This is a genomic window from Stutzerimonas sp. LR2 (genome assembly GCF_055755175.1).
Map to the genome: position 1 here is coordinate 438370 of NZ_JBVTRR010000001.1, position 26745 is coordinate 465114.

Below are 26745 nucleotides of genomic sequence, written 5' to 3' on the forward strand. Positions count from 1 at the left end.
GGTGAGGCGTCAGGGCCGGAGCCCGGGTTTTCAGATACTCCAGCGGGCGTTGGCCAGCCGGTCGTTCAACAGGTGCGGATCGAGTGGCCGCGGACATCGCGCCAGCGCCGCGAGCAGCTGCGACGCGGCGGCTTCGAGGCGCTCACGCAGCTCGTCATCCAGTCGCGCCGGCTGGTTGCCCTCGGCATAGGCGATCTGCCGGTCCACGGCGTACACGCCGTGCAGGATCTCCTGTGCCTTGAGCGCCGCCAGCACCGGCTTGAGCGCGTAGTCCAGCGCCAGCATGTGCGCCGCGCTGCCACCGCTGGCCAGCGGCAGCACCGCCTTGTTCGCCAGCGCCCGCTCCGGCAGCAGGTCCAGCAGCGTCTTGAGCGCACCGGCGAACGACGCCTTGTACACCGGCGTGGCCACCAGCAGACCATCGGCCTGCTCGACGTGCTCGGCGAAACGCTGCACCACTGGGCTGTCGAAGCGGGCGTGGATCAGGTCGGCCGGCTCGAAATCGCGTACGGCGTAGCGCACCACCTCCACGCCGTGGCGCTGCAGCCAGTCACCCGCCGCATCCAGCAGCACGCCGGAGCGCGAGCGCTGGCTGGGGCTGCCGGCCAGGGAAACGACCATCATCGGTGATCGTCCTCGCTCAGCGGTTAGGTTGCGGCGTCAGGCGCAGGTACGGCTTGACCGCGCGATAGCCCTTGGGAAAGCGCTGCTTGATCTCCTCCTCGTCCTTGAGCGAGGGCACGATCACCACCTCGTCGCCGTCCTGCCAGTTGGCCGGGGTCGCGACCTTGTGGTTGTCGGTGAGCTGCAGCGAATCGATCACCCGCAGGATCTCGTGGAAGTTGCGCCCGGTGCTCGCCGGGTAGGTGATGGTCAGACGCACCTTCTTGTTCGGGTCGATGACGAACAATGAGCGCACCGTCAGGGTGTCGTTGGCGTTGGGATGAATCAGGTCGTACAGCTCGGAGACCTTGCGGTCGGCATCAGCCAGGATCGGGAAGTTGACGCGGGTGTTCTGCGTCTCGTTGATGTCGTCGATCCACTTGATGTGCGAATCCACCGGGTCCACGGACAGGGCGATGGCCTTGACGTTGCGCTTGGCGAACTCGTCCTTCAGCTTGGCGGTGAAGCCCAGTTCGGTGGTGCACACCGGGGTGAAGTCGGCCGGGTGCGAGAACAGCACACCCCAGCTGTCACCCAGCCACTCGTGGAAGCGGATGCGGCCTTCGCTGGAATCCTGTTCGAAATCGGGGGCGATGTCGCCGAGGCGGATGCTCATCTTCGTTCTCCTTTCTTGCGTGGGTTGCGGCATTGGTTGATAGCGATTCAGGCGCGCCGTTGCGCCTGTCGCTCGATCCGGCTCTGCAAGCGGTACAGGCTGGCGAAGCCCTGCTCCCAGCGCCGATGTCCGGAGGCCACGTTGATATGCCCGGCGCCGGCCAGGATCGTGGTCTCGCTGCCCCAGGCGTGGCCCATCTCGACGGCACGCGCGGCACTGGCGGCAGTGTCGTTGTCCGAGCCGATCAGCAGGCTGGCGAATGGCAAAGGCTGGCGAGGGATCGGGGCGAAGTTGCGCAAGGGTTCCGGGCAGCCGCTGCGTTCGACATCCGCGGGGGCCACCAGCAGGGCGCCGCGCACCCGTTGCAGCAGCTGCGCAGGCGCCTGAGCCGCCCAGTGCGCAACCGTGATGCAACCCAGGCTGTGCGCCACCAGAATGACCGGTTCGGCATGGGCGGCAATGCTGCGCTGCAGCTCGGCGACCCAGTCTTCACGACGCGGAAGGAGCCAGTCCTGCTGCTCTACTCGGGCGCTGCCCGGCAGGGTGCGTTGCCAATGGCTCTGCCAATGCTCATCGGGCGAGCCGTGCCAGCCCGGCACGATCAGATATCGGATGCTGCGCATATCGGCGCCTCCTGTGATTCATGGCGGCCAGTCTAGACAGCAGATCGATTCACTTAAAAAGAATAAAGAATTCTTTATTTATATTTTTTTCATCTATAAGACCACCTGATAACGAGCCACTTCCTTATTCCATAAGAATCTATAAATGTTCTTAAACAATATTTTTAAGAATATTTCGGCCGAACTTATCATCCGCTCCACGCCTTGCTGGCTACGGCCGTTCCGGTCGTCACGAAAGGCTTTCACGGAGAACAGCAATGACCGCGACCATTCGCAACCTCGAGGGGCAGGACGAAGCCAGCATCCTGCGCGAGATCCACAGTGCCCTGAGCGGCCTCAAGTTCGGCTCGGTTGAAATCACCGTGCACAACGGCCAGGTCGTGCAGATCGAGCGCAAGGAGAAGTTCCGCCTGCAGCCGACCGGCAAGAACGCCTGACCCCGACTACCCCATCCATCAGCCCGACTGGACCACCGGAGGGCGTGACCATGAAACGAGCCGAGACCATGAACACGCACCGGTACTGCAGCTGTCGCCCGCGAATGCGGAGCTAATTAATCGAGTCACTGAAAACCACCTGACACCGCTAGACCAGGTTGCAACCCGCCAAGCTGCTTCTGCCTCGCCCTGCCTGTCTTCCAGCGTGATTTCAGCGACCGCCCCTGAAGCGCCAACACATACCAAATTAGTTTTTTCAGGAGCTGCACCATGTCCATTCGTCGCTTCGCCCTCGCCGCCCTGGCGAGCGCGCTGATCGCCGGCCCTGCACTGGCCGCCGATACCCTGCTCAACGTGTCCTACGATCCGACGCGCGAGCTCTATGTGGAATTCAACGACGCCTTCAACAAGCACTGGCAGGCCCAGGGCCATGAGCCGATCAAGATCCAGCAGTCCCATGGCGGCTCGGGCAAGCAGGCCCGCGCGGTGATCGACGGCCTGCGCGCCGATGTGGTGACCCTGGCACTGGCGGGCGATATCGACGAGCTGCATCGCCTCGGCAAACTGATCCCCGAGGATTGGCAGACCCGCCTGCCGGACGCCAGCACGCCCTATACCTCGACCATCGTGTTCCTCGTTCGCAAGGGCAATCCGAAGGGCATCAAGGACTGGGACGACCTGGTCAAGCCGGGCGTCGAGGTGATCACGCCGAACCCGAAGACCTCCGGCGGTGCGCGCTGGAATTTCCTCGCCGCCTGGGCCTACGCCCAGCAGAAATTCGGCGACGAGCAACAGGCCCAGGCCTTTGTCGAGAAGCTCTACAAGAATGTGCCGGTGCTCGATACCGGCGCCCGCGGCTCGACTGTCACCTTCGTCAACAACGGCATCGGCGACGTGCTGCTGGCTTGGGAGAACGAGGCCTTCCTGGCCCTGAAGGAACAGGGCGGTGAAGATTTCGAGATCATCGCGCCTTCGCTGTCGATCCTTGCCGAGCCACCGGTGGCCGTGGTGGACAAGAACGTCGAGCGCAAGGGCACGCGGGCGCTGGCCGAGGCCTATCTGAACTACCTGTACAGCGAGGAAGGCCAGCGCATCGCGGCGAAGAACTTCTACCGGCCACGCAACGAGGCCGTAGCGGCCGAATTCAAGGATCAGTTCCCGGCGCTGAAGCTGGTCACCATCGACGGGGACTTTGGTGGCTGGAAGGCCGCACAACCGAAGTTCTTCAATGATGGCGGCCTCTTCGACCAGATCTATCAGGCGCAGTAGGCCTTGGCTTCGCAGGGTGGACCAGGCTTCACCGGTCCACCGCTGCCTTCCGTGAGGAAAGCGGTGGTGGGCGTCCTCCCTGCACGCTGCGCTCGTGACACTTCAGCCGCCAGACGCTCGAATAAAAGGCAACGTCCATGTCCCGATCTACCTCCGTCATACCCGGCTTCGGGCTGACGCTGGGCTACACCCTGGTGTACCTCAGCCTGTTGGTGCTGATTCCCCTGGGTGCGCTGTTTCTCAAGACCACCGAACTCTCCTGGGCGCAGTTCATCGCCATCGTCAGCGCGCCGCGCGTGCTGGCGGCGCTCAAGCTGAGCTTTGGCACCGCCTTCGCGGCCGCCGTGCTCAATGGCGTGATCGGCACGCTGCTGGCCTGGGTGCTGGTGCGCTATCGCTTCCCCGGCCGCAAGATCATCGAGGCGATGATCGACCTGCCCTTCGCCCTGCCGACCGCGGTGGCAGGCATTGCCCTCACCGCGCTGTACGCGCCGAACGGACCGATCGGCCAGTTCGCTACCGAGCTGGGCTTCAAGATCGCCTACAGTCCGCTGGGCATCACCCTGGCACTGACCTTCGTGACCCTGCCCTTCGTGGTGCGCACCCTCCAGCCGGTGCTCGCCGATATCCCGCGTGAAGTGGAAGAAGCCGCGGCCTGCCTTGGCGCGCGTCCGCTGCAGGTGGTTCGCCATGTGCTGCTGCCAGCGCTGCTGCCCGCCTGGCTGACCGGCTTCGCCCTGGCCTTTGCCCGCGGCGTCGGCGAGTACGGCTCGGTGATCTTCATCGCCGGCAACATGCCGATGAAGACCGAGATCCTGCCGCTGCTGATCATGGTCAAGCTGGACCAGTACGACTACGCCGGCGCCACGGCCATCGGCGTGCTGATGCTGGTGGTGTCTTTCATCCTGCTGCTGGCGATCAACCTGCTGCAGCGCCGCATTGCCCACGGCTGAGGAGGCCAGCATGACTACCGCTTCCCTGCCCGTGTCTGCGAATGCCCGCGCCGCCACTACCCGTCGCGGCAAGCAAACGGCCCGCCGCCTGTTGATCGGCGCGGCCTGGCTGACCTTCGCGCTGTTCCTTCTGCTGCCGCTGTTGATCGTCCTCGGCGAAGCCTTCAAGCAAGGGGTCGGCACCTTCTTCACGGCGATCCTTGAGCCCGATGCCCTGGCCGCGCTCAAGCTCACCCTGCTTGCCGTGGGCATCTCGGTGCCGCTCAATCTGGTGTTCGGCGTCGCCGCCGCCTGGTGCGTGAGCAAGTACGAGTTCCGCGGCAAGAGCCTGCTGGTGACCCTGATAGACCTGCCGTTCTCGGTCTCCCCGGTCATCGCCGGCCTGATCTACGTGCTCTTGTTCGGCGCCCAGGGCTATTTCGGCGAGTGGCTGAGTGATCGCGATATCCAGATCGTCTTCGCCGTGCCGGGCATCGTCCTGGCGACGCTGTTCGTCACCGTGCCCTTCGTCGCCCGCGAGCTGATCCCGCTGATGCAGGAACAGGGCAGTACCGAAGAGGAAGCCGCGCGGCTGCTCGGCGCCAGCGGCTGGCAGATGTTCTGGCACATCACCCTGCCGAACATCAAATGGGGCCTGATCTACGGCGTGGTGCTCTGCACCGCGCGGGCGATGGGCGAGTTCGGCGCGGTGTCGGTGGTCTCAGGGCATATCCGCGGGCTGACCAACACCCTGCCGCTGCACGTCGAGATTCTCTACAACGAATACAACCACGTCGCCGCGTTCAGCGTGGCCAGCCTGCTGCTGGCCCTGGCGCTGGTGATCCTGCTGCTCAAGCAGTGGAGCGAATCGCGCATCGCGCGCCTGAAAACCGGAGCACAGCCATGAGTATCGAAGTCCGTGACGTCAACAAGCGCTTCGGCCAGTTCCAGGCGCTGCAGGCGATCGACCTGCACATCCAGAGCGGCGAACTGGTCGCCCTGCTCGGCCCGTCCGGCTGCGGCAAGACCAGCCTGCTGCGCATCATCGCCGGGCTGGAAACGCCGGACAGCGGCAGCATCGTGTTCCATGGCGAGGATGTCTCCAGCCGCGATGTGCGCGACCGCAACGTCGGCTTCGTCTTCCAGCATTACGCACTGTTCCGCCACATGACGGTGTTCGACAACGTGGCCTTCGGCCTGCGCATGAAGCCGAAGAAGCTGCGCCCGAACGAAGCGGTGATCGCCGCCAAGGTGCACGAGTTACTGAATCTGGTGCAGTTGGACTGGCTCGCGGACCGTTACCCCGAACAGCTCTCCGGTGGCCAGCGCCAGCGCATTGCCCTGGCCCGCGCGCTGGCAGTGGAGCCCAAGGTGTTGCTGCTCGATGAGCCTTTCGGCGCGCTGGACGCCAAGGTGCGCAAGGAACTGCGCCGCTGGCTGGCGCGGCTGCACGAGGACGTGCACCTGACCTCCGTGTTCGTCACCCACGACCAGGAGGAGGCGATGGAGGTCGCCGATCGCATCGTGGTGATGAACAAGGGTGTGATCGAGCAGATCGGCACGCCGGCGGAGGTCTACGCCAACCCCGCCAGCGAGTTCGTCTACCACTTCCTCGGCGACGCCAATCGCCTGCAGCTGGACGAACAGCGCAGCGTGCTGTTCCGCCCGCATGAGGTTTCCCTGAGCCGTGAAGCGCTGGCCGAGCACCTGACCGGCGAGGTGCGCGACATCCGCCCGCTCGGCGCGCTGACCCGCGTCACGCTGAAAGTCGCAGGGCAAGCCGAGCCGATCGAAGCGGAGGTCGGCAACGACCACGCCAGCCTGGTGGGCGTGCAACGCGGCAGCACGCTGTACTTCCAGCCCAAGGGGCAGGCACTGCGCGCAGGCTGATGCGTGCCGCCGGTCATATCGGGCGACAGAAGCGACTTGGCCGCGGCGGGCAACTGTCGCACCCTGTCGGCAGTCGCCCCTTATCGCGAGGCCCCCATGCGCATCACCCTGTTCAGCAGCAAGCCCTATGACCGTGACAGCTTCCAGGCCGCCAACCGCTCCCACGGCTTCGAGCTTCACTTTCTCGAGACCCGCCTGGACCCTGACACCGCGGCCCTGGCGACGGGCACCGAAGTGGTCTGCCCGTTCGTCAACGACGTGCTCTCCGCCCCCGTGCTGGAGCAGCTCGCGGCCGGCGGCACGCGGCTGATCGCACTGCGCTCGGCCGGCTACAACCATGTCGATCTGCCCTGCGCCAGGCGTCTCGGTCTGCCGGTGGTGCGGGTGCCGGCCTACTCGCCGCATGCCGTGGCCGAGCACACCGTGGCACTGATTCTGGCGCTCAACCGCCGTCTGCCGCGTGCCTACAACCGCACCCGCGAAGGCAACTTCTCGCTGCAGGGGCTGACCGGCTTCGATCTGGTCGGCAAGCGCGTCGGTGTGGTCGGCAGTGGGCAGATCGGCGCGGTGTTCGCGCGGATCATGCAGGGCTTCGGCTGCGAGGTGCAGCTCTATGACCCCTACCCCAACCCGGAGCTGGAGCGCCTCGGCATGCGTTACGTGGCGATCGACGAGCTACTGGCCGGCAGCGATATCGTCAGCCTGCACTGCCCGCTCACCGAAGAGACCCGTCACCTGATCAACCAGCAGAGCCTGGCGACCATGAAACCGCACGCCATGCTGATCAACACCGGCCGCGGCGCGCTGATCGACACGCCGGCGCTGATCGGCGCGCTGAAGAGCGGCCAGCTCGGCTATCTGGGGCTGGATGTCTACGAGGAAGAAGCCGGGCTGTTCTTCGAGGATCACTCCGGCCTGCCGCTGCAGGACGATGTGCTGGCGCGGCTGCTGTCGTTCCCCAATGTGATCGTCACCGCCCACCAGGCCTTCCTCACCGAGGAGGCGCTGGCAGCCATCGCCGGCACCACCCTGGGCAACGTCGCTGCCTGGCAGGCCGGGCAGCTCGCCAATCAGGTCAGCGACTAGCGTCGAGCTGGCGCAGGCGCGCTTCCAGCAACGCGGGGAAGCGTTTGAACCAGGTCTGGTTCAGCGGTGAGGGGTGCGGCAGCGGGTGCAGGGTGAAGGTTCGTGCGTGGCCTTGCGCGTCCTGCAGGTCGATATCGAGGTTGGCCGTAAAGCGATCCTCACGCTGCCAGAACGCCTCCAGGCGCTGGCGCGCCTCGCGCGGCTGGCCGATGGCGAACCAGAGAAAGGCCTCGCGACCGAGGGTGACGATGTGCCGGCCATGCCAGCTGTCGATCAGCAACTGGCGCATCAGCGGCTGGAAGCGGCGCTTCACCGCCATGGACCAGGCCTTGTTGCCGATGGGCTTGTACGGCACGGTGTTGATCCAGAAGTAGTGCCGGCCCAGCGCCCGGCCCGCCTCGAAGTCCGGCATCTCTGCGCCGTGCAGGTGGCGATAGAGCACGCGCCGGACGATTTGCCCGCCGGCGCCGATGAAGGGCTCGCCGTGACGCACTTCCTCGCGGCCCGGGTCGCGGCCGAAGAAGCAGAGCGGCGCGTCGGCGTCACCGAGGCCGATGATGGGCTCCAGCGGATCACGGTCGTAGGTTGCATAGATCGCCGTATCGATGCCGTCGGTGTCGGCAGCCAGGTCACGCAGCGCCTGGCGCAGCGATGCAGGCACACGGTTCAATAGTCGTCTTCTTCGACCAGCTCGATCGCCGCGGCGTCCAGGGCATAGGCGGCATCGGCCATATCGTTGCTGACCGGCTCGATCTGCAGGCGTCCGTCGACCCAAAGTGGCGCGTAGATGTCCTCCAGGGCGATGCCCTTGGGGTAACGCACCAGCACGATCTGGTTCGGCGGCGGCGGCGGCACGTGGATGCAGGCACCGGGATAAGGGACGAGGAAAAACTCGGTGCTGCGCCCGCGGGCATCGCTTTCCAGCGGCACCGGGTAGCCACCGAGACGGATCTCGCGGCCGTTCAGCTCGGCGACCGTCTTGGCCGAATACATCACCGCCGGCAGTCCGGCCTCCTGCTTGAGCCCGCCCTGATCGCTGAAGCCCAGGTCCTCGGGCGTCGCATGGTCGATCTCCGGCATCTCCTCCAGCGCCTGGCGATCCTCGGGCGGCATCAGTTCCAGCCAGTCGAGTTCCGATGGCGCGGCATGGGCGGTGGCAACGAGGGCGAGACAGCAGAACAGCGAGGCGAGAAATGAACGCATGAGGTCACTACGTGAGAAGGGAACGGGGCCGCAGGGCGCGGCCCCGCGGCGGGTCAGTGCTTGCGGCTGGTGACCATGCCGTAGATCACCAGCAGGATGATCGCACCGACCACGGCGCCGATAAAGCCTGCGCCCTCGCCCGCCTGGTACAGGCCGAGCGCCTGACCGCCGTAGGTCGCCAGCAGCGAGCCGCCGATACCCAGCAGGATGGTCATGATCCAGCCCATGCTGTCGTCGCCCGGCTTCAGGAAACGCGCAACGAGGCCGACGATCAGGCCGATGATGATGGTGCCGATGATGCCCATGGTTGTGCTCCTCAGGTCCGAAAGGTAGGTAACCAATGGACCGGAGGGCGCCGTCGCCGTTCGCCGGCGCCGGACGGTCGGCCGTCAGGAATGCGGGATCAGGCTTTCCACGGCGGTGATCTGCCGGTCCAGGGTGGCGCGATCCGGGCAGCGCAGCGTGGCGTGGCCGACCTTGCGCCCGGCCTTGAAGGCCTTGCCGTAGTGGTGCAGGTGGCAATCCTCGATGGCGATCACCTTGTCCACCGGCGGCACTTCGCCGATGAAGTTGAGCATGGCGCTCTCGCCCAGCTTGGCGGTCGAGCCCAGCGGCAGGCCGGCGACGGCACGCAGGTGGTTCTCGAACTGGCTGCACTCGGCACCTTCGATGGTCCAGTGGCCGGAGTTGTGCACGCGCGGAGCGATTTCGTTGGCCTTCAGGCCGCCGTCCACCTCGAAGAATTCGAAGGCCAGCACGCCGACGTAGTCGAGCTTCGCGAGCACGCGACCGACATAGTCCTCGGCCAGCGCCTGCAACGGATGGTTGCTGCTGGCCACCGACAACCGCAGGATGCCGCTCTCGTGGCTGTTGTGCACCAGCGGGTAGAAGCAGGTTTCGCCATCCCGGCCACGCACGGCGATCAGCGAGACTTCGCCGGTGAACGGCACGAAACCTTCCAGGATGCACGGGACGCTGCCCAGCTCGGCGAATGCACCGGCAACATCGGCCGGCTTGCGCAGCAGCTTCTGGCCCTTGCCGTCATAGCCCAGGGTACGGGTCTTGAGCACGGCGGGCAGGCCGATGCCGGCTACCGCGGCGTCGAGGTCGGCCTGGGACTGGATGTCGGCGAACGCCGGGGTGGGAATGCCGAGCTCCTTGAACATGGATTTCTCGAACCAGCGATCGCGGGCGATGCGCAGCGATTCGGCGCTCGGGTAGACCGGCACGAACTGCGAGAGAAAGGCCACCGTCTCGGCCGGCACGCTCTCGAACTCGAAAGTGACCAGGTCCACTTCGTCGGCCAGCCGGCGCAGGTGGTCCTTGTCATCGTAGTCGGCGCGGATGTGCTCGCCGAGGGCCTGCGCGCAGGCGTCCGGCGCGGGGTCGAGGAAGGCGAAGCTCATGCCCAGCGGAGTGCCCGCCAGGGCCAGCATGCGGCCCAGCTGGCCGCCACCGATCACACCAATTTTCATATCAACGGCCCTTCTAGGCGGCAGATTCAGCGCGCGACGCGCGCGTCGCTGGGAAGCAGAGTTTAGTCCCGGCTCAACCGCGCGGGTCCGGATTGTCGAGCACGGTCTGGGTCTGCTCGTCACGGAATTTCTTCAGCGCCTGGTGATACTCGGGGAATTCGTGGCCGAGGATGCTCGCCGAGAGCAGCGCGGCGTTGATCGCGCCAGCCTTGCCGATGGCCAGGGTGGCGACCGGCACGCCGGCCGGCATCTGCACGATGGACAGCAGCGAATCGACCCCGGAGAGCATCGACGACTGCACCGGCACGCCGAGCACCGGCAGATGGGTCTTGGCGGCGCACATGCCCGGCAGGTGGGCGGCACCGCCGGCACCGGCGATGATCACGCGCAGGCCGCGCGCTTCGGCCTGTTCGGCGTACTGGAAGAGCAGATCCGGGGTGCGGTGGGCGGACACCACCGTCACTTCATGGGGAATGCCCAGCTTTTCCAGCATGTCGGCGGTGTGGCTCAGGGTGGACCAGTCGGACTTGGAGCCCATGATCACGCCTACCAGTGCGCTCATCGTCGTGCCTCTCGTCGGGCGCCCGCGGGCGCGTCAATAACAACAAACCACGCAAAAGAGCGTGGCCTGGATGGGCGCGAACCGGCCACAGGCCGCCCGCGCGAAAGCCGCGCAGTATAGCGCAAGGCGTGACCGGCCAGTACCCCGCATGGTCGGGCCGCTAGCTCGATGCGGCCGGCGCCAACCGTGGCAGCTCGATCCAGAAACGGCTGCCGACGCCCGGCTCGCTGTGCAGACCCATCTGGCCGTTCATCAGCCTGGCGAACTCCAGGCACAGCGACAGGCCGATACCGGTGCCCTGGATCATGCTGTTCTCCCGTCCGAGCCGCTGGAAGGGCTCGAACACCTGCGCCTGCTGCGCGGGGTCGATGCCCAGACCGGTGTCCTCCACCAGCAGGCGTACATGGCTCGGGCTGGTCTCGGCACGCAGGCTGATGTGCCCCTCGGGCACGTTGTACTTCATGGCGTTGGACAACAGATTCAACAGCACCTGGCGCAGCCGCCGCGGCTCGGCGAGCACCAGCAGGCGCTCGTCCGGCAGGCTCAGGTCGAGCCGCAGCCCACGCTGCTGGATGTCCAGCGAGACCAGCTCGGCGCATTCGCGCATCAGCTCGCAGACGTTCACCGGCTGCAGCTCGAGCTGCGCCGGCTCGTTCTGCAGGCTCGACCATTCGAGGATTTCCCCCAGCAGCTGATTGAGGTGCCGGCTGGCCAGCAGGATCTCGTCGAGGTACTCCGCCGCCTCGGCCTGGCTTTCATCGTCGCAGTCCATGCGCATCAGCTGGGCGAAGCCGAGGATGGCGTTGAGCGGCGTGCGCAGCTCATGGCTGATGCCCGACAGCAGCCGGCCCTTGGCTTCGCTGGCAGCCTGGGCCTGCAGCGTTGCCTCGCGCAGCTCCTCCTCGACCCGCTTGAGGGCGTCGATGTCCACATGGGTGCCGGCCAGCACGCGCGCCGCGCCGGTGTCCGGATCATGCTCGAGCACGCGCCCGCGACTGAGCAGCCAGTGGTATCCACCCATGCTGTCGGCGAAGCGGTACTTGGCCTCGTAGCGCTGCTGCAGCCCCTCGCGCACCCGCTCGATCTGCGCCAGCGCCTGGGGCAGGTCGTCCGGGTGGATGCGCTGACGGAAATCGCTGTCGCTGAGCTGCCCGGACGGTAGGCCGAAGCGCGCCACCATCGCGCCACGAACGCGCAGCGAATGGTTCGCCATGTCGTACTCCCAGAGGCTCTCGGTGGCGCTTTCCAGCACCAGTTCCAGGCGCCGCTGCGCTTCCCAGCGCTCGGACTCGCTGTAGGCCAGGCGGCTGCCAATCTCCTGGGTGTGCCGCGACATCTCGTCGAGTTCACGGATCTGCGCCTGCAGCGGCTCGGGCCGCCAGCGACCCAGGCCGATCTCGCCGAGCATCCGCGAGATGCCGGCGATGGGCGTCAGCAGCGCCTGGCTGAGCTGGCGCGCACGCAGCCACATGAGGGCGAAGAAGCCGATGTAGAACAGCACCAGGCCGGCGATCAGCAGGTAGCCGATCTGCCGATAGCGGCTGGCCAGGGCATTGGTCTGACGAAACACCGCGGCCTCGTCGACCACCGTCAGCAGATGCCAGCCGGTCTGCGCCACGGTGGTCCAGGCCACCAGCTGCGGCCTGCCGCCGAGCATCACCTGCTGCACGCCGCTGGCGGCGCCGGATATCGCCGCGGCCAGCTCGGCCGTTTCGGGACGTCGATCGAGGCGAAAGTCCTCGGGCTTGAACATCTCGCTGCGGATCGCATCCAGGTAGGAATGGTTGGTCAGCTCGGCCAGGCCGAAATCCGTCTCCCCGGGCTCCGGCAGGGCCATGATCGTGAGGTCGTCGCTGACCAGCATGGCATAGCCGCCCCAGGGCACCTGCAGCTGGCCGATCTGTTCGAGGATGCCGCTGACGGTGATGTCGATGCCCACCACCCCTTCGAGGAAATCGTCGCGGTAGACCGGTGCGATCGCCGACATCATCCAGCCGTGTCCGGCCGGGTCGAGGTACACATCGGTCCAGACCACGCCGCGCTCCGGGTTGTGCTCGGCATCGGCGAGGTAATAGAAGTTGTACTTGGGGATGTCCATGTCCGCCGGGTACTGGTCGAGGGTGAAGAACCACGGGTAGATATGGTTGAAGCTGTCCCAGCTGTTGAAGTAGAGGCTGGCGATCAGCGGATTGCGCGCCTCGATCTCCTTCATCAGCGGCTCGAGCTGTCGCAGCCGCGCGATCTTCTCCAGATCGTGGCGCTCGGCGGGCGTCGCTCCGGAGTAGAAGACCGCGGCACCGCCATTGTTTTCCGGGCTGTAGCGCACGCCATCGGCGCTCAGCGCCAGCTCCGGCAGTGCCGCCGGCTCGCCGCTGTGCAGCGCCTGGGCAGTGAGGTTGCGATACACCTGCGTGAGCGCGCCGATCTGGCTGAGCTGCTCGCTGACCAGGCGCGATTCGAGGCTGACCGCTGCCTGCAGATCATTGAGCGCGGTGTCGCGCAGGTACTCGATCTGCGCATCGCGAATCGCGTTGTTGGTCAGCAGATAGATCGCGATCAGCGCGGTTTCCACCAGAACCAGCGGAATCAGCGCGCTGCGGACGAAGGCCCGCCAGATCCACTGACGCAGGCCGATTGGGTTAGCGGTGGGCACGACTGGGCTCCAGCGGCCGCGCAGGGCAGGCAATCAGCAGAGGGGCGGCCGGCGGCGATCATAACATCGCCACCGCAGCGGCGGACTACGGCCTTGGCCGCATGCCCGGCGCAGGATCAGGACGCGCTGGCCAGACTCGCGGCCGGGCTCGCGCTGCGTCGACACTGCTTGGCCATCGCCGCCAGCCGCACCGCCACGTTGGCCGTACCGTAGCCAGCGTAACCATTGCAGCGCTGCAGGATTTCGAAGAAGAAGCGTCCCTCGAAGGGCTCGGTGTAGACGTGGAACAGCTCGCCGCCCTCGGCGTCGCGGTCGTACAGCACGTTGTAGCGCGCCAGTTCGGCGAGCAGCCGATCGTCGAAGTCGAAACGGGCGGCCAGGTCGTCGTAGTAGTTGCGCGGAATCTCCAGCAGCGGCACCCCGGCCGCCTGCGCCCGAGCCACCTCGGCGAAGATGTCGTCACAGGCGAAGGCCACGTGATGCACGCCGGCGCCGCGGTAACTGGACAGCGCCTGGGCGATCACCGTGTCGCGGTCCTGCGAGGTGTTGAGCGGCAGCCGCACCCGTCCGCAGGGACTGCGCACGGCACGGCAGCGCATCAGCCCGTAGGGGTCGGGCAGCAGCAGCTCGTCATCGGCCTCGAAGTCGAACAGGCTGCGGTAGAACAGCACCCAGCTGGCCAGGCTCTCGGCCGGCAGCGCCGTGGCCATGTGGTCGATGCGTTGCAGGCCCGCGCCCACTGGCGCCACGGCATGCAGGCGGAAATCGATGTCGTAGTTGCTCTGGCCCGGCGCGCCGGATTCGAGCAGGTAGATCAGGCTGCCATCCGGCGCCCGCACGGCCGGAATCTGCCGCTCGTTCGGCCCGATCAGCCCACGATAGGGCTGACCACCGAAGGCGCAGGCGCGCGCCAGGGCCGAGGCCTCGTCATCGATCTTCAGCGCCATGGCGCACACCGAGGGGCCGTGCGCCTCGAAGTAGTTGTGCGCGAAGGAATACGGCTCGGCGTTGAGCACGATGTTGATCTCGCCCTGGCGGTACAGCTGCACCTCCTTCGAGCGGTGCTGGCCGACGTGGGCGAAGCCCAGCTGCTGCAGCCAGTTGCCCAGGCGCGCGGCATGAGGCTCGTCGACGGCGAACTCGAGAAAGTCGATGCCCTCGTAACGGGGCGCGGGTGGCGGTGCGAACAGCGCCTGGGCGGCTGGCGCCGAGCTGGCGCTGGTCGCCAGACGCTGGCCGGTCAGCTCCTCCAGGTGCAACAGCGCGCGCAGACCATCGGCGGCGATGCCCCTGGGCGGCGCGGCGCGAAACCCGTCGTTGAACACCTCCAGCGACAGCGGCCCGCTGTAGCCGGCCTGCAGCACCGGCGCGAGGAACCCTGCCAGGTCGAACTCGCCCTGACCGGGGAAACAGCGGAAGTGCCGGCTCCACTCCAGCACGTCCATGGCCAGCACGGGCGCATCGGCCAGCTGCACGAAGAAGATCCGCTCGCCGGGAATCTCGACGATGCCGCTCGGATCGTCGCCCAGGGCCAGGGTATGGAAACTGTCGAGAATCACCCCCAGCGCCGGATGATCGACCTGCCGCACCAGCGTCCAGACATCGCGCCAGGTCTTCACGTGGCGGCCCCAGGCCAGCGCTTCGTAGCCGACCCGCAGCCCGCGAGCGCCGGCGCGCTCGGCGATGAGGGCGAGGTCGCCGAGTAGCGTTTCGCGGTCGCCCAGCGCGTCGGCCTGCACGTTGCTGCACAGCAGCATGAGTTCGGCGCCGAGCTCCTGCATCAGATCGAACTTGCGCTCGGCGCGGTCGAGGTTGCGCTGCAGGCGCTCGCGCGGGCAGCCCTCGAAGTCGCGGAACGGCTGGAACAGCGTGACCGCCAGGCCCAGATCCTCGCAGCGCCGGCGGATGTCCTGCGGGCTGCCGGAGTGGTAGAGCAGGTCGTTCTCGAACAGTTCGATGCCGTCGAAGCCGGCGGCCGCCGCGGCCTCGAGCTTCTCCGGCAGGGTCCCGCTGAGGGATACGGTGGCGATCGAGTGCTTCATGCGGTTACTCCTGTTACCGGGGTGTCGGGGCCCTGCCGGCCACCGGCCTGTGATTGCCGCGACCATGCTCAGGGCGCCATGCCATCACGCTTGGCCGGCTCGGTCAGCGGCAGGATCAGGCCGCTCTGGCCGGGCATCGCGGCGGCCGAGTCTTCCAGCAGCGCCCGCAACGGCGTGGCGATGGAGGCGGTGTAGTCCTTCACGCAGCGGTGGTGGCCGCCGAGCACGTCGTAGCTCTCGAAGCTGGTGCCCATGTTGCGCCAGGCGCGGCTGGTGTAATCGGCGGAGAAGTACACCACCGGTGCGTCGATGCGCTCGGGCAGGTAGCGCGCCATCACCAGCGAGTAACGCAGGAAGCGCGCGCGCACCTCGCGGTCACGCGCGGTGGGCGGCGTCGGCACATGGCCGGCCAGGCGCTCGCGCACCATGCGCACGCTGCGCCGCGCGACCTTCCAGGCCAGGTTGGCGATGCGCTTGGGATAGGGCCACTTGCTGGTTTCACCGAAGCGGCTGAGGGCCTCGTAGGCCCGCGCCAGGTACATGTCCGGCAGGACGCGATCGAGGCTGCGCAGGATCACCCGCGACCAGGGCCGCACGTTGGCCGTCGGCGGATCGATCAGCGCGACGATCTCCACGCTGTGGCCGGCCTCGCGAAGCATGCGCGCGGCCTCGAAGGCCACCAGCGCGCCGTTGCAGTAGCCACCGATGCGATATGGCCCCTGCGGTTGGCGTTCGAGGATCAGTGGCAGGCGCTCGCGGGCCATCTGCTGCACCGACTCGGGGATCGCCTCGTCGCCCATGCCATGCGGCGCGATGGCGGTCAACGGCTGCCGCGGCCCGAGCAGGCGCGCCAGGCGCCGGATGTAATAGCCACCGTGGGCGAAATCGCCGTGGAACCAGAACAGCGACTGCCGTCCGGCCTGGGCGTTGAAGTCGATCACCGGGATGACGTGCGAAGCCAGGTTTTCCAGGCGCAGCGCCAGCTCGCGGGCCGTCTCGGCTTCCACCAGCACCGACTCGGGAATCACCCGACCGAGCATCTGTTCCAGTTCGGTGAGCATCTCGGTGGCCAGCAGCGAATCACCACCGCTGTCGAGAAAGTTGTCCTCAGGGCCGACCGCATCGGTCTTCAGCAGGCGCCTCCAGATGGCCAGCACGTCCTGTTCCAGCTGCGAAGCCGCGACCGCGCCGGTCGCCAGCCGGGCACGCTCGCTGCGCTGCTGGACGTAGTCGTCGGCCAGGCGATGGCGCAACACCTTGCCGGTCAGCCCGCGCGGCAATGCCTCGACGATCTGCACACGCCGCGGCACCTTGAAGTAGACCAGCTCGTCGCGCAGGAAACGCTGCAGCTCGGCGCCCGTCACCGCCATTGCCGGACGCAGTACCACTGCCGCGGCGACGTCCTGGCCGAGGCGCTGATGGGGTACGCCGAACGCCGCGGCTTCGGCCACGGCCGGATGGCGCAGCAGCGCGGCATCGACTTCCGAGAGGCTGACCTTCTCGCCACCGCGGTTGATCACCTCGCGCAGACGCCCGTGCAGGTGCAGGAAGCCTTCTTCATCGAGGCTGCCGATGTCGCCGGTGTGGAACCAGCCGTCGCGCAGCGCCTCGTGGTTGAGTGTCTCGTCGCCGAGGTAGCCAGGCATCACCGTGGCGCCGCGCACGCGGATCTCGCCGCGCTCGCCAGGGGCGACCGGCTGACCGTCCTCGCCGACGATGCTCAGGGTCTCCGGCCAGGGACGCCCGACCGTGCCGGGCTTGCGCGCGTCCGGGGTGTTGGCGGCGATCTGCGCGGCCTCGCTGGAGCCGTAGTGTTCCAGCAGCGGGAAGCCCAGGGTGCGCTCGAAGCTGTCGATGATCTCCTGCCCCAGCGGGGCGCCGCCGGAAGAAGCGAAACGCGGCCGCTGCCGCCCCAGGCCCTCGGGATGCGCGCGGGCCGCCTCGAGGATCGCCAGGTGCAACGCCGGCCCGGCGGAATACCAGCTCGGCCGCAGCGTCTCGAACCATTCATGCACGTCCACCACCGCCGGACTGAGCGGAAAGGCCACGCTGCCGCCGCCGAGCAGCGGCGTGAGGATGGTGACCTTCAGGCCGTGGGAGTAGTAAGGCGCCGAAACGCACAGGCAACGATCGCCGTCATTCAGGCCGAACCAGCGCTGCCACTTGCGCGCGGCGGTCAGCATGTTGCGATGGGTGAAGGGAATCAGCTTGGGCAGCGCGGTGGTGCCCGAGCTGCGCAGGATGAACGCCGGGGCGTCCGGTTCCGGCAGCTCATCCGGTGCAGGCCGTGCCGCGACCGGCATCGCGAGTTGCAGCGCCGGCGAGCCGTCTTCCGCCGCCTCGGCGCTGATCAATGGCAGGCCGTGGCGTTCGGCGGCGCGGCGCCCCTGCTGGTCGCCATCGCTGGCAATCAGCAGCGCATCGAGCGGAAGCTGCTGGAGGAACTGGTCCAGCTCGACCGTGCCGAGGCGCGGATCGAGCGGTACGGCGACCGCCGAACAGGCGACGGCGATGATGGCGACCGCGGCCTGCGGCGCTTCCGGCAGCATTACACCGATGCGCGCATCGCGGCCGAAACCGGCCTGGCGCAGCTGTCGGCGGGTCTGCTCGATCACCTGTTGCAGGCCGCGGTGATCCAGCGCTGCGTAGCGCGTGGAGAGCACGGCGGGCTGCTCCGGTACGCGGCTCGCCAGCTGGGCGAACGCCGCGTACAGGGTTGTGGGCTCGGCGCTGACAGAGTCGGAGTCGGGCGCAGGGAAAGCCGACCCCGATTGGGGCACGGCGGCGTCGAAGTCGTGGTTCACGGCTGTCTTTCCTTGGCTAGGGTCCGGCCTGGCCATGGCGCGGATTGCAGACCTAAGACAGCACCCCTCAAAAAAGTTGCCGCTTGTTAAGCAACAAAACTTTGCCGTTGGCTGCACAATTCGCCAATTTACCGTCAGCCCCGATCCCGACGGCGCCACCGAAGGGCTTTAGCCTGCGCTCCGGCGGCAACTCACTCGGTAGCGATGGCGCGGCTCTCCAGTCGTCGCCAAAGCAGGCGCACCGCCCCCTTGCGCATCAGCGAGCAGCGATACAGGCGAATTTCCAGCGGCACTCGCCACTGCTCGCCGCCACAGATCGCCAGCTCGCCGCGCTCGAGTTCCGGCTCCACGCTCAACCGCGGCACCCAGGCGATCCCCAGCCCCTGCAGCGCCATGCTTTTCAGGCTGTCGGCCATGGCTGTCTCGTAGACGGTAGTCGAGCGCAACGCGCGCTGGCGCAGCAGCAGGTTCACCGAACGGCCAAGAAAGGCACCAGCGCTGTAGGCCAGCAAGGGCACGGTCTGGCCACTGTCGACGTCATACAGTGGCGTGCCGTCCGGCCCCACCGCGCAGACCGGCAGCATCTCGGTGCGCCCCAGGTGCAGCGAGGGAAACAGTTCCGGGTCGAGCTGCAGCGCGGCATCCGGATCGTAGTAGGCCAGGATCAGGTCGCAACCTCCCTCGCGCAGCACATGCACCGCCTCGCCGACGTTGGTGGCGATGAGCCGGGTGGCCAGGTTCAGGCCCTCGTGGCGCAGCCCGGCGATCCACGCCGGAAAGAAGCCCAGCGCCAACGAGTGCGCCGCGGAAATCTGCAGCACCTCGCCCTGCTGGCCTTCGACATGGTGCAGGTGACGCACCACCTCGCCGAGCTGCTCGACCATGTTGCGCGCACTGACCAGAAACAGCTGGCCGGCCTCGGTCAGTTCGATGGGCGTGCGCGAACGGTTGATCAGTTGCAGGCCCAGGGCCTCTTCCAGCGAACGGATGCGCCGACTGAACGCCGGTTGGGTGACGAAGCGGCGCTGCGCCGCCTGGGAGAAGCTGCGGGTTGCCGCGAGGGCGACGAAGTCTTCCAGCCACTTGGTTTCCAGATTCAATATGAAGCTCCTCGATACGATGGCGACGAACGGGAAGTCACACGCTCATTATGCCGTTTCGGCATGGGACAGCCAGCAACGGCATTGGCCGCACACGCCCCGCAGGCCTTATTTTAGGGCCACTGCAGCACTACCTGCGCCTATCCGAGCCACGTTACCATCATGTCCGAAGTTGCATCATCGCGAATCGAAAAAGACCTGCTTGGCACCCTCCCCGTTCCCTCCGAGGCCTATTACGGCATCCAGACCCTGCGCGCACTGCACAACTTCCGCCTGTCCGGCGTGCCGCTGTCGCACTACCCGAAGCTGATCGTCGCCCTGGCGATGGTCAAGCAGGCGGCCGCGGATGCCAACCGCGAGCTGGGCTACCTGCCCGAGGCCAAGCACGTGGCCATCAGCCAGGGCTGTGCGCGACTGATTCGTGGCGAGTTCCACGAGCAGTTCGTGGTGGACATGATCCAGGGCGGTGCCGGTACTTCGACCAACATGAATGCCAACGAGGTGATCGCCAACCTCGGTCTTGAGGCCATGGGCCACGCCAAGGGTGAATACCAGTACCTGCACCCGAACAACGACGTGAACATGGCGCAGTCGACCAACGACGCCTATCCCACCGCCATTCGCCTGGGCCTGTTGCTCGGCCACGATACGCTGCTGGCCAGCCTGGAGAGCCTTTGCGAGGCGCTGACCGGCAAGGGCCACGCCTTTGCCCATGTGCTGAAGATGGGCCGCACCCAGCTGCAGGACGCGGTGCCGATGACCCTCGGTCAGGAATTCCATGCCTTCGCCACCACCCTGGGCGAAGACCTGCAGCACCTGCGCCGCTTCGCCCCGGAGCTGCTGCTGGAAGTGAACCTCGGCGGCACCGCCATCGGCACCGGCATCAATGCCGATCCGCGCTACCAGGCCATCGCCGTGCAACACCTGGCCCAGATCAGCGGCCAACCGCTGCGCCAGGCCGCCGACCTGATCGAGGCCACCTCGGACATGGGTTCGTTCGTGCTGTTCTCCGGCATGCTCAAGCGCCTGGCGGTGAAGCTGTCGAAGATCTGCAACGACCTGCGCCTGCTCTCCAGCGGCCCGCGCACCGGCTTCAACGAGATCAACCTGCCACCGCGCCAGCCGGGCAGCTCGATCATGCCGGGCAAGGTCAACCCGGTGATCCCCGAGGCGGTCAACCAGGTCGCTTTCGAAGTGATCGGCAACGACTTGGCGCTGACCATGGCAGCCGAAGGCGGGCAGCTGCAGCTCAACGTCATGGAACCGTTGATCGCCTACAAGCTGTTCGATTCGATCCGCCTGCTGCAGCGCGCCATGGACATGCTGCGCGAGCATTGCATCGAAGGCATCACCGCCAACGAAGCGCGCTGCCGCGAGCTGATGGAAAGCTCCATCGGCCTGATCACCGCGCTCAATCCCTACATCGGCTACGACAACAGCACTCGCCTGGCCCGTGAGGCCCTGCTCGGCGGCCGCAGCGTGCTGGAGCTGGTGCGCGAAGAGCGGCTGCTGGACGAGGCCATGCTGGCCGAGATCCTGCGCCCTGAAAACATGATCGCGCCACGCCTGGCCCCGCTGGCGGTGTGATCGCTCCCTGCGCCCGGCATATAGCCGGGCGCTTGCTTTACGGGCCGCCAGCCCGGCCCGTTCGCACAATAAAAACAACAGGAAGACCCATGACTCAGAGTACGACCCTCTCCGCTCCCCTGCGCCTGCTCGTCCGCCTGCCGCTCTGGCAGCAGATTCTCATCGGCCTGGCCCTCGGCGTCGCCGCCGGCATGGCCTTCGGCGCGGATGCGCAGCTGCTGGCCCCCGTCGGCACGCTGTTTCTCAACGCGATCAAGATGCTCATCGTGCCGCTGGTGTTCGTTTCGCTGGTGGCTGGCATCACCTCGATGCAGGACAGCGCCAAGCTCGGGCGCATCAGCCTCAAGACCATCGCCATCTATCTGGTGACCACCGCCTTTGCGGTGAGCATCGGCCTGCTGTTCGGCGCGCTGTTCAGCCCCGGCGAAGGGATGAACATGGTCGCCAGCGGCACCCAGGAGGCCAAGCAGGCGCCCTCGCTGGTGTCGATCCTGGTCGGCCTGGTGCCATCCAACCCGGTCACCGCCTTTGCCGAAGGCAACATTCTGCAGATCATCGTTTTCGCCATCGCTCTGGGTGTGAGCATCAACCTGATCGGCGAGCGCGGCGCGCCGGCGGTGCGCCTGTTCGATGCGCTGGCCGAGACCTTCTACAAGCTCACCGACCTGGTGATGCGCGTCGCGCCGATCGGCGTCTTCGCGCTGACCGCCGGCGTGGTCGGCAGCCATGGCGCCGAAGTGCTGCTGCCGCTGGCGGGCGTGATCGGCGTGATCTACCTGGCCAGCATCGCCCATGTGCTGCTGGTTTACGGCGGGCTGCTCGGCCTTCTGGGGCGGCTCAACCCGCTGCGTTTCTTCCAGGGCATCGCCCCGGCGCTGGCAGTGGCTTTCAGTACGTCCAGCAGCTCCGGCACGCTGCCGGTGTCCATCGAATGCGCACGCAAGAACCTCGGCGTGTCCGAGGGTGTGGCCGGTTTCGTACTGCCGGTGGGCGCGACCATCAACATGGACGGCACGGCGATCTACCAGGGCGTGCTCGCACTGTTCATCGCCCAGGCCTTCGGCATCGACCTGGGTGCCGGGCAGTACGCGATGATCATCCTCACCGCGACGCTGGCCTCCATCGGCACCGCCGGCATTCCCGGCGCCGGGCTGATCATGCTCGGGCTGGTGCTCACCGCCGCCGGCCTGCCGCTCGAAGGCGTGGCGCTGATCGCCGGAATCGACCGCATCCTCGACATGGCGCGCACCACGGTGAACGTCGCCGGCGACCTGATGACCACCACCCTGGTCGGTCGCAGCGAGCAAGAGCTCGACCGCGCGATCTACGACAGCAGCAACAAGGAGTGAGGACGCACGACTCACTCGATGCCGAACAGCCCGTTCTCCACACGCGGCGTCGCCAGACGCTCGCGGATGTCCGGGTCGATGCGCGGGTCGTCCGGGCTGTAGAGCATCACCTGGCGGTAGGCACTGACGCGGTTGATCTCGCTGCCCAGATATTCCCACACCACCGGCGTGCTGGCCGGGGTACGGCGGTCACCGGAGGAGACGCCGGTCTTCAGCCCATTGAGGCGGGTGATGCGGCTCTTGAAGCTGGGAATGAGGATGGTCTGGCTCATCTCGTTGAGCGTCAGCGACTCGTAATCGATCAGGAACAGGCGGTCCTGCAGGCCGAACGCAGCACCCAGGTAGCGACAGCGAACCCAGTCCTCGGCCTGGCCGAGCGTCGGGCTGGCGCGCTCCTGGCGCTCCTGGCGCTCGAACAGGTACAGGCCGTCCTCCTCGCGCAGGTGCACCAGGGAGATCAGCACGCTGCCCGGTACCGACATGCAGTTGGCGTATTCGAAGTAGTAGCCGCAGTAGCGCGACAGGCTGGCGGCGTGCTCGCGCAACGGCTGCAGCAGACTCAGCAGCGGGTCGCTGCGCGGCATTGCCTGGGCCTCGGGGTGGCGCGCACCGATCAGCCGGGCGAACTGCTCCGGCGGCATTTCCAGCTCGTAGCCTTCGACCCCGAAGAAGTCGCCGATGCGCTTGAGGTTGAACGGCGTCGGCCGGCTCTGCCCGCCCAGGTACTTGTTGAACTGGGCGCGATTGATGGCGAGCTTGCGGCACACCTCGGCGATGGACCGATAGTGGCTGCACAGCAGCTTGAGATTTTCAGCAAGGTGGGAGGTCACAGGAGATGGCCCTGATCTGGCGCGAGTGTCGCCATTCTAGCATCAGGTCGCGCCACATCGCGGCCAGCCGCGAAATTGCTCCGCACGCCCTGCTGTTGAAACATCCCCCGCTTGCACGGCGCAGCGGCACGCGCCGGACGCCCTAACAACGACAACAAGGTGAACATCGCCATGCTCGACCTTCTCAACGACCTTATCTGGAGCAAACTGCTGATCGTCATGCTGATCGGCCTGGGTCTGCTCTTCACCATCCGCTCCGGCTTCGTCCAGTTCCGCTATTTCGGCAACATGTTCACGATCTTCGGCCACGCCTTCGAGCGGCAGCCGGGGCAGCTCTCCTCCTTCCAGGCGCTGATGCTCTCGGTGGCCGGCCGGGTCGGCGCGGGCAACATCGCCGGCGTCTCCGTGGCGATCATGCTCGGCGGCCCGGGCGCGATCTTCTGGATGTGGGTGGTGGCGCTGGTGGGCATGGCCACCAGCTATTTCGAATGCTCGCTGGCACAGCTGTACAAGCGTCGCGAGCCCGACGGCACCTATCGCGGCGGCCCGGCGTTCTACATCCAGCACGGCCTCGGCCAGCGCTGGCTGGGCATCCTGGTGTCGATCCTGCTGCTGATGACCTTCGGCTTCGGCTTCAACGCCGTGCAGTCGTTCACCGTCGCCAGCTCGCTGCACGACACCTTCGGCGTACCCACCGTGGCCAGCGGCATCGCCCTGACCCTGGTGATCGGCGGCATCATCTTCGGCGGCATCCGTCGCATTGCCAAGTGGGCCGACGTGCTGGTGCCGGTCATGGCGTTTTCCTACCTGGGCATGGCGCTGTTCGTCATCGGCAGTAACTTCAGCGCGATTCCGGAAACCTTCGGCCTGATCTTCCGTAGCGCCTTCGGCCTCGAGCAGGCCTTCGCCGGCGGTATCGGCGCGGCCATTCTGATGGGCGTCAAGCGCGGCCTGTTCTCCAACGAGGCGGGCCTGGGCAGTGCGCCGAACGTCGCTGCGGTGGCCGAGGTCAAGCACCCGGTGGCGCAGGGTATCGTGCAGTCGCTGTCGGTATTCATCGACACCATCATCCTGTGCAGCTGCACCGCGCTGATCATCCTGCTCTCCGGCGTCTACGAGCCGGGCATGGACCAAGCCGGCGTGGTGCTGACCCAGACCGCCGTCGCTGCCGTCGTTGGCGAGTGGGGCCGGGTGTTCGTCAGCGTCGCACTGCTGCTGTTCGTGTTCACCACGCTGATCTACAACTACTACCTGGGCGAAAACGCGCTGGGCTTCTTCACCGAGAAGCGCACCCCGGTGGTGATCTACCGCGTGCTGGTGATCATCCTCGTGCTCTGGGGGTCAGTGCAGGACCTGGGCACCGTGTTCGCCTTCGCCGACGTCACCATGGGCCTGCTGGCCATCGCCAACCTGATCGCCGTGGCCCTGCTGTTCAAGGTCGGCCTGCGCCTGATGCGCGACTACGACAGCCAGATCCGCGCCGGCATCGAGCAGCCCGTGCTCGATCCGAAGAACTACGCCGATCTGGACCTCGATCCGGCCGTGTGGCAGGCCAATGCCTCTGCCACGACGGACGCCTCCGCGCGGCGCTGACCGCGACGCGACAGGCCGGTCACCCGCCGCTCCGTTAACATGCGACGGCGGGTGGCCAGCCCACCCGCCCGATTTCCCGACGACCTGCGCCGATCAGCGAGGAGCGCGCGTGAACCCATCTATCCAACGCCTGCTGGTCCTCTACACCGGCGGCACCATCGGCATGCAGCAAAGCGCCGCCGGGCTGATGCCGGCCTCCGGCTTCGAAGCCCGCATGCGCGAACAGCAGGCGCACGAGGCCTGGCCGCTGCCGGACTGGACCTTCGACGAGCTGCAGCCGCTGCTGGACAGCGCCAACATGCATCCACGCCACTGGCAGCAAATGGCCGAGCGCATCCGCAGCGCGGTGACGGCGGGGGGCTGCGATGCCGTCCTGCTGCTGCATGGCACCGACACCCTGGCCTACAGTGCCGCCGCGCTGTCGTTCCTGCTGCTCGACCTGCCCGTACCGGTACTGCTCACCGGCGCCATGCTGCCGGCCGGTAGCGAGGGCAGTGATGCCTGGCCCAATCTGTTCGGTGCCATGCGCGCCCTGCAGGCCGGCCGGGTGAGCGGTGTGCAGCTGTATTTCAACGGTGCGCTGCTGCACGGCGCGCGGGTCAGCAAGCTGCGCAGCGACGCCTTTGATGCCTTCGCCGAAGCGCCGCGCCAGCGCCTGGCGAACGCCACCGCCGAGCGGCCGCCGGCCTTGCTGCCCCGGCGCCCGGCACAGGTCATGGTGCTGCCGCTGTATCCCGGCGTCGGCGCGGAACAGGTCCAGGCGCTGGTGGCCAGCGGCGCCCAGGCGCTGCTGCTGGAATGCTACGGCAGCGGCACCGGGCCGGCGGACGACGCCGAGTTCGTCGCGGCGCTGCGCCAGGCACACCGCCAGGGCGTGGTGCTGGCGGCGATCAGCCAGTGCCCGGGCGGCCATGTGGATTTCGGGGTCTATGCCGCCGGCAGCGCGCTGCGTGATGCCGGGCTGCTCTCCGGCGGTGGCATGACCCGCGAAGCGGCTCTGGGCAAGCTGTTCGCCCTGCTCGCCGCCGGCCTCGACCAGGCTCAGGTGGAACACTGGTTCTGCCGTGACCTGTGCGGCGAAATGGCGGGCTGACGCCAGCCCCCGGTGAAACGCCTGCGGCGCCGATCGGCAGCCGCACTGGCGACTGGCGAGACCCGCCCGGCACCGCTACTCTCTGATGCGCCAACAACTACAAAAAAAGCGTCAAGGAGCCGATGCCATGGCCAGATCCCGAACTGCCCGGGCGCTGTTCGCCCTGCTCGTCAGTGCTGCGTTCAGCGTCCGGGCCGAACTGCCCGCCAACTACCCGATCACCCTGCAGACCGACAGCTTCCCGCCTTTCAACATGGGGCCCAACAGCAAGGGCTTCGCCCGCGGCGACGACGTGCAGGGAATCGCTGCCGATACGGTGCGCGACATCTTCCGGCGCGCCGGCGTCTCCTACAACCTGACCCTGCGTGGCCCCTGGAGCCGGCTCTACGAACAGACCCAGCAGCAGCCCGCCCACGGTCTGTTCTCGGTGGCGCGCACGCCGCAGAACGCCGGTCAGTTCAAATGGGTCGGGCCGCTGGCACACCATGACAGCGTACTGCTGGCGCCGGCCGGCAAGGGCCTGAGGCTCGACAGCCTGGCCCAGGCCCAGGGCTACCAGATCGGTGGACATGCCAATGGCACCGTCAGCCTGTTTCTGGAGAGTCAGGGCATCCGCACCAGCAACAGCCTCAACGACGCCGAAAACCTGCGCAAGTTGCTGACCGGGCGCATCGACCTCTGGGCCGTGGCCGATCCGGTGTGGCGCTACTTCGCCCGACAGCAGGGCGTCGAGGAAGGCCAGCTGCAGGTGGCGCTGAGCTTTCGCAGCGAACCGCTGTACCTGGCGCTGAGTCCGGATACCCCCGATGCCGTGGTGAACCGTCTGCAGAAAGCCCTCGACGAGGTGATCGCCGAAGGTTACGCCGGCTGCAGCAAGACACCGGACCTCTGCTACCTGATCCAGAACCGCGGCAAGACGCTGGCCGGCAGCCGCTGAG

At 66.9% G+C, this 26745-nt stretch carries 24 protein-coding genes; 11 read left to right on the forward strand and 13 right to left on the reverse strand.

The genetic code is table 11. From position 1 onward, the window contains the following. Nucleotides 1-30 precede the first annotated feature (30 nt). Genes ssuE through ACVRRC_RS02040 form a run of 3 tightly spaced genes read right to left on the reverse strand, consistent with a single transcriptional unit; the run spans nucleotide 31 to nucleotide 1902 of the window. The gene (gene ssuE, locus ACVRRC_RS02030) at nucleotides 31-624 is read right to left on the reverse strand and encodes an NADPH-dependent FMN reductase (RefSeq protein WP_017244243.1); all 594 of its coding nucleotides are present in this window, start codon (nucleotides 622-624) and stop codon (nucleotides 31-33) included. Between the two features lie 16 nt (nucleotides 625-640). Then, nucleotides 641-1279 carry a peroxiredoxin gene (locus ACVRRC_RS02035; RefSeq protein ID WP_003284022.1) on the reverse strand — a complete coding sequence of 213 codons (639 nt, stop codon included), beginning with the start codon at nucleotides 1277-1279 and terminating at the stop codon, nucleotides 641-643. 47 nt (nucleotides 1280-1326) lie between these two features. Then, nucleotides 1327-1902, reverse strand: coding sequence for an RBBP9/YdeN family alpha/beta hydrolase (locus ACVRRC_RS02040; RefSeq protein ID WP_011911458.1), 576 nt, complete (start codon nucleotides 1900-1902; stop codon nucleotides 1327-1329). Between the two features lie 257 nt (nucleotides 1903-2159). On the opposite strand from ACVRRC_RS02040, the gene oscA reads away from it, so the two are divergent. The 6 genes from oscA to ACVRRC_RS02070 all read left to right on the forward strand — a co-directional run bounded on the left by oscA (nucleotide 2160) and on the right by ACVRRC_RS02070 (nucleotide 7516). Continuing rightward, nucleotides 2160-2339 (forward strand): sulfur starvation response protein OscA, encoded by a 180-nt coding sequence (gene oscA / locus ACVRRC_RS02045; RefSeq protein ID WP_011911457.1) that lies wholly within the window; start codon nucleotides 2160-2162, stop codon nucleotides 2337-2339. A gap of 270 nt (nucleotides 2340-2609) precedes the next feature. Further along, nucleotides 2610-3608, forward strand: coding sequence for a sulfate ABC transporter substrate-binding protein (locus tag ACVRRC_RS02050; protein ID WP_278348840.1), 999 nt, complete (start codon nucleotides 2610-2612; stop codon nucleotides 3606-3608). Between the two features lie 137 nt (nucleotides 3609-3745). Further along, nucleotides 3746-4561 (forward strand): sulfate ABC transporter permease subunit CysT, encoded by an 816-nt coding sequence (gene cysT / locus ACVRRC_RS02055; RefSeq protein ID WP_170801076.1) that lies wholly within the window; start codon nucleotides 3746-3748, stop codon nucleotides 4559-4561. A gap of 10 nt (nucleotides 4562-4571) precedes the next feature. After that, the gene (cysW, locus tag ACVRRC_RS02060; protein ID WP_008568697.1) at nucleotides 4572-5447 is read left to right on the forward strand and encodes a sulfate ABC transporter permease subunit CysW; all 876 of its coding nucleotides are present in this window, start codon (nucleotides 4572-4574) and stop codon (nucleotides 5445-5447) included. Then, nucleotides 5444-6430, forward strand: a complete 987-nt coding sequence (locus ACVRRC_RS02065; protein WP_472996575.1) for a sulfate/molybdate ABC transporter ATP-binding protein — start codon at nucleotides 5444-5446, stop codon at nucleotides 6428-6430. The genes cysW and ACVRRC_RS02065 overlap by 4 nt, the downstream gene beginning before the upstream one ends. 96 nt (nucleotides 6431-6526) lie before the next feature. Next, nucleotides 6527-7516 carry a 2-hydroxyacid dehydrogenase gene (locus ACVRRC_RS02070; RefSeq protein WP_125871541.1) on the forward strand — a complete coding sequence of 330 codons (990 nt, stop codon included), beginning with the start codon at nucleotides 6527-6529 and terminating at the stop codon, nucleotides 7514-7516. On the opposite strand, the gene ACVRRC_RS02075 is transcribed toward ACVRRC_RS02070, so the two are convergent. From ACVRRC_RS02075 to ACVRRC_RS02115, 9 genes are all read right to left on the reverse strand, one after another. After that, nucleotides 7506-8186 carry a uracil-DNA glycosylase family protein gene (locus tag ACVRRC_RS02075; RefSeq protein WP_106156399.1) on the reverse strand — a complete coding sequence of 227 codons (681 nt, stop codon included), beginning with the start codon at nucleotides 8184-8186 and terminating at the stop codon, nucleotides 7506-7508. The two genes, ACVRRC_RS02070 and ACVRRC_RS02075, sit on opposite strands and share 11 nt — an antisense overlap. Then, on the reverse strand, nucleotides 8183-8719 hold the full coding sequence (locus tag ACVRRC_RS02080; protein WP_472996576.1) for a DUF3299 domain-containing protein: 537 nt from the start codon (nucleotides 8717-8719) through the stop codon (nucleotides 8183-8185). The genes ACVRRC_RS02075 and ACVRRC_RS02080 overlap by 4 nt, the downstream gene beginning before the upstream one ends. A 53-nt stretch (nucleotides 8720-8772) precedes the next feature. Beyond that, on the reverse strand, nucleotides 8773-9024 hold the full coding sequence (locus tag ACVRRC_RS02085) for a GlsB/YeaQ/YmgE family stress response membrane protein (protein ID WP_013981402.1): 252 nt from the start codon (nucleotides 9022-9024) through the stop codon (nucleotides 8773-8775). Between the two features lie 84 nt (nucleotides 9025-9108). Further along, nucleotides 9109-10194 (reverse strand): 5-(carboxyamino)imidazole ribonucleotide synthase, encoded by a 1086-nt coding sequence (locus ACVRRC_RS02090; RefSeq protein ID WP_043942081.1) that lies wholly within the window; start codon nucleotides 10192-10194, stop codon nucleotides 9109-9111. Nucleotides 10195-10267: 73 nt separating this feature from the next. Next, nucleotides 10268-10756, reverse strand: a complete 489-nt coding sequence (gene purE / locus ACVRRC_RS02095) for a 5-(carboxyamino)imidazole ribonucleotide mutase (protein ID WP_013981400.1) — start codon at nucleotides 10754-10756, stop codon at nucleotides 10268-10270. A 160-nt stretch (nucleotides 10757-10916) separates the two neighbouring features. Further along, entirely contained in the window at nucleotides 10917-13409 is a 2493-nt protein-coding gene (locus tag ACVRRC_RS02100; RefSeq protein ID WP_020307958.1) for an ATP-binding protein, read from the reverse strand. A 116-nt stretch (nucleotides 13410-13525) separates the two neighbouring features. Next, complete coding sequence (locus tag ACVRRC_RS02105) at nucleotides 13526-15451, reverse strand: bifunctional sugar phosphate isomerase/epimerase/4-hydroxyphenylpyruvate dioxygenase family protein (protein ID WP_472996577.1); 1926 nt, start codon at nucleotides 15449-15451, stop codon at nucleotides 13526-13528. A 68-nt stretch (nucleotides 15452-15519) separates the two neighbouring features. Then, nucleotides 15520-18255, reverse strand: coding sequence for an AMP-binding protein (locus ACVRRC_RS02110; protein WP_472996578.1), 2736 nt, complete (start codon nucleotides 18253-18255; stop codon nucleotides 15520-15522). Between the two features lie 191 nt (nucleotides 18256-18446). Next, complete coding sequence (locus ACVRRC_RS02115; RefSeq protein ID WP_014595489.1) at nucleotides 18447-19355, reverse strand: LysR substrate-binding domain-containing protein; 909 nt, start codon at nucleotides 19353-19355, stop codon at nucleotides 18447-18449. 162 nt (nucleotides 19356-19517) lie between these two features. On the opposite strand from ACVRRC_RS02115, the gene ACVRRC_RS02120 reads away from it, so the two are divergent. Then, complete coding sequence (locus ACVRRC_RS02120; protein ID WP_472996579.1) at nucleotides 19518-20942, forward strand: aspartate ammonia-lyase; 1425 nt, start codon at nucleotides 19518-19520, stop codon at nucleotides 20940-20942. Between the two features lie 89 nt (nucleotides 20943-21031). Next, nucleotides 21032-22291, forward strand: a complete 1260-nt coding sequence (locus tag ACVRRC_RS02125) for a dicarboxylate/amino acid:cation symporter (RefSeq protein ID WP_394389409.1) — start codon at nucleotides 21032-21034, stop codon at nucleotides 22289-22291. Between the two features lie 11 nt (nucleotides 22292-22302). On the opposite strand, the gene ACVRRC_RS02130 is transcribed toward ACVRRC_RS02125, so the two are convergent. After that, entirely contained in the window at nucleotides 22303-23121 is an 819-nt protein-coding gene (locus tag ACVRRC_RS02130) for a helix-turn-helix domain-containing protein (RefSeq protein ID WP_048328233.1), read from the reverse strand. Between the two features lie 171 nt (nucleotides 23122-23292). Here ACVRRC_RS02130 and ACVRRC_RS02135 point away from each other — a divergent pair, with 171 nt between their 5' ends. The 3 genes from ACVRRC_RS02135 (at nucleotide 23293) to ACVRRC_RS02145 (ending at nucleotide 26744) form a co-directional block, all read left to right on the forward strand. After that, nucleotides 23293-24714 carry an alanine/glycine:cation symporter family protein gene (locus ACVRRC_RS02135; RefSeq protein WP_020307965.1) on the forward strand — a complete coding sequence of 474 codons (1422 nt, stop codon included), beginning with the start codon at nucleotides 23293-23295 and terminating at the stop codon, nucleotides 24712-24714. Between the two features lie 109 nt (nucleotides 24715-24823). Next, nucleotides 24824-25807 carry an asparaginase gene (locus ACVRRC_RS02140; RefSeq protein ID WP_048328231.1) on the forward strand — a complete coding sequence of 328 codons (984 nt, stop codon included), beginning with the start codon at nucleotides 24824-24826 and terminating at the stop codon, nucleotides 25805-25807. Between the two features lie 127 nt (nucleotides 25808-25934). After that, a complete protein-coding gene (locus ACVRRC_RS02145; protein ID WP_340065475.1) occupies nucleotides 25935-26744 on the forward strand; it encodes a substrate-binding periplasmic protein in 810 nt (269 codons plus the stop codon). The last annotated feature ends 1 nt before the right edge of the window (nucleotide 26745 follow it).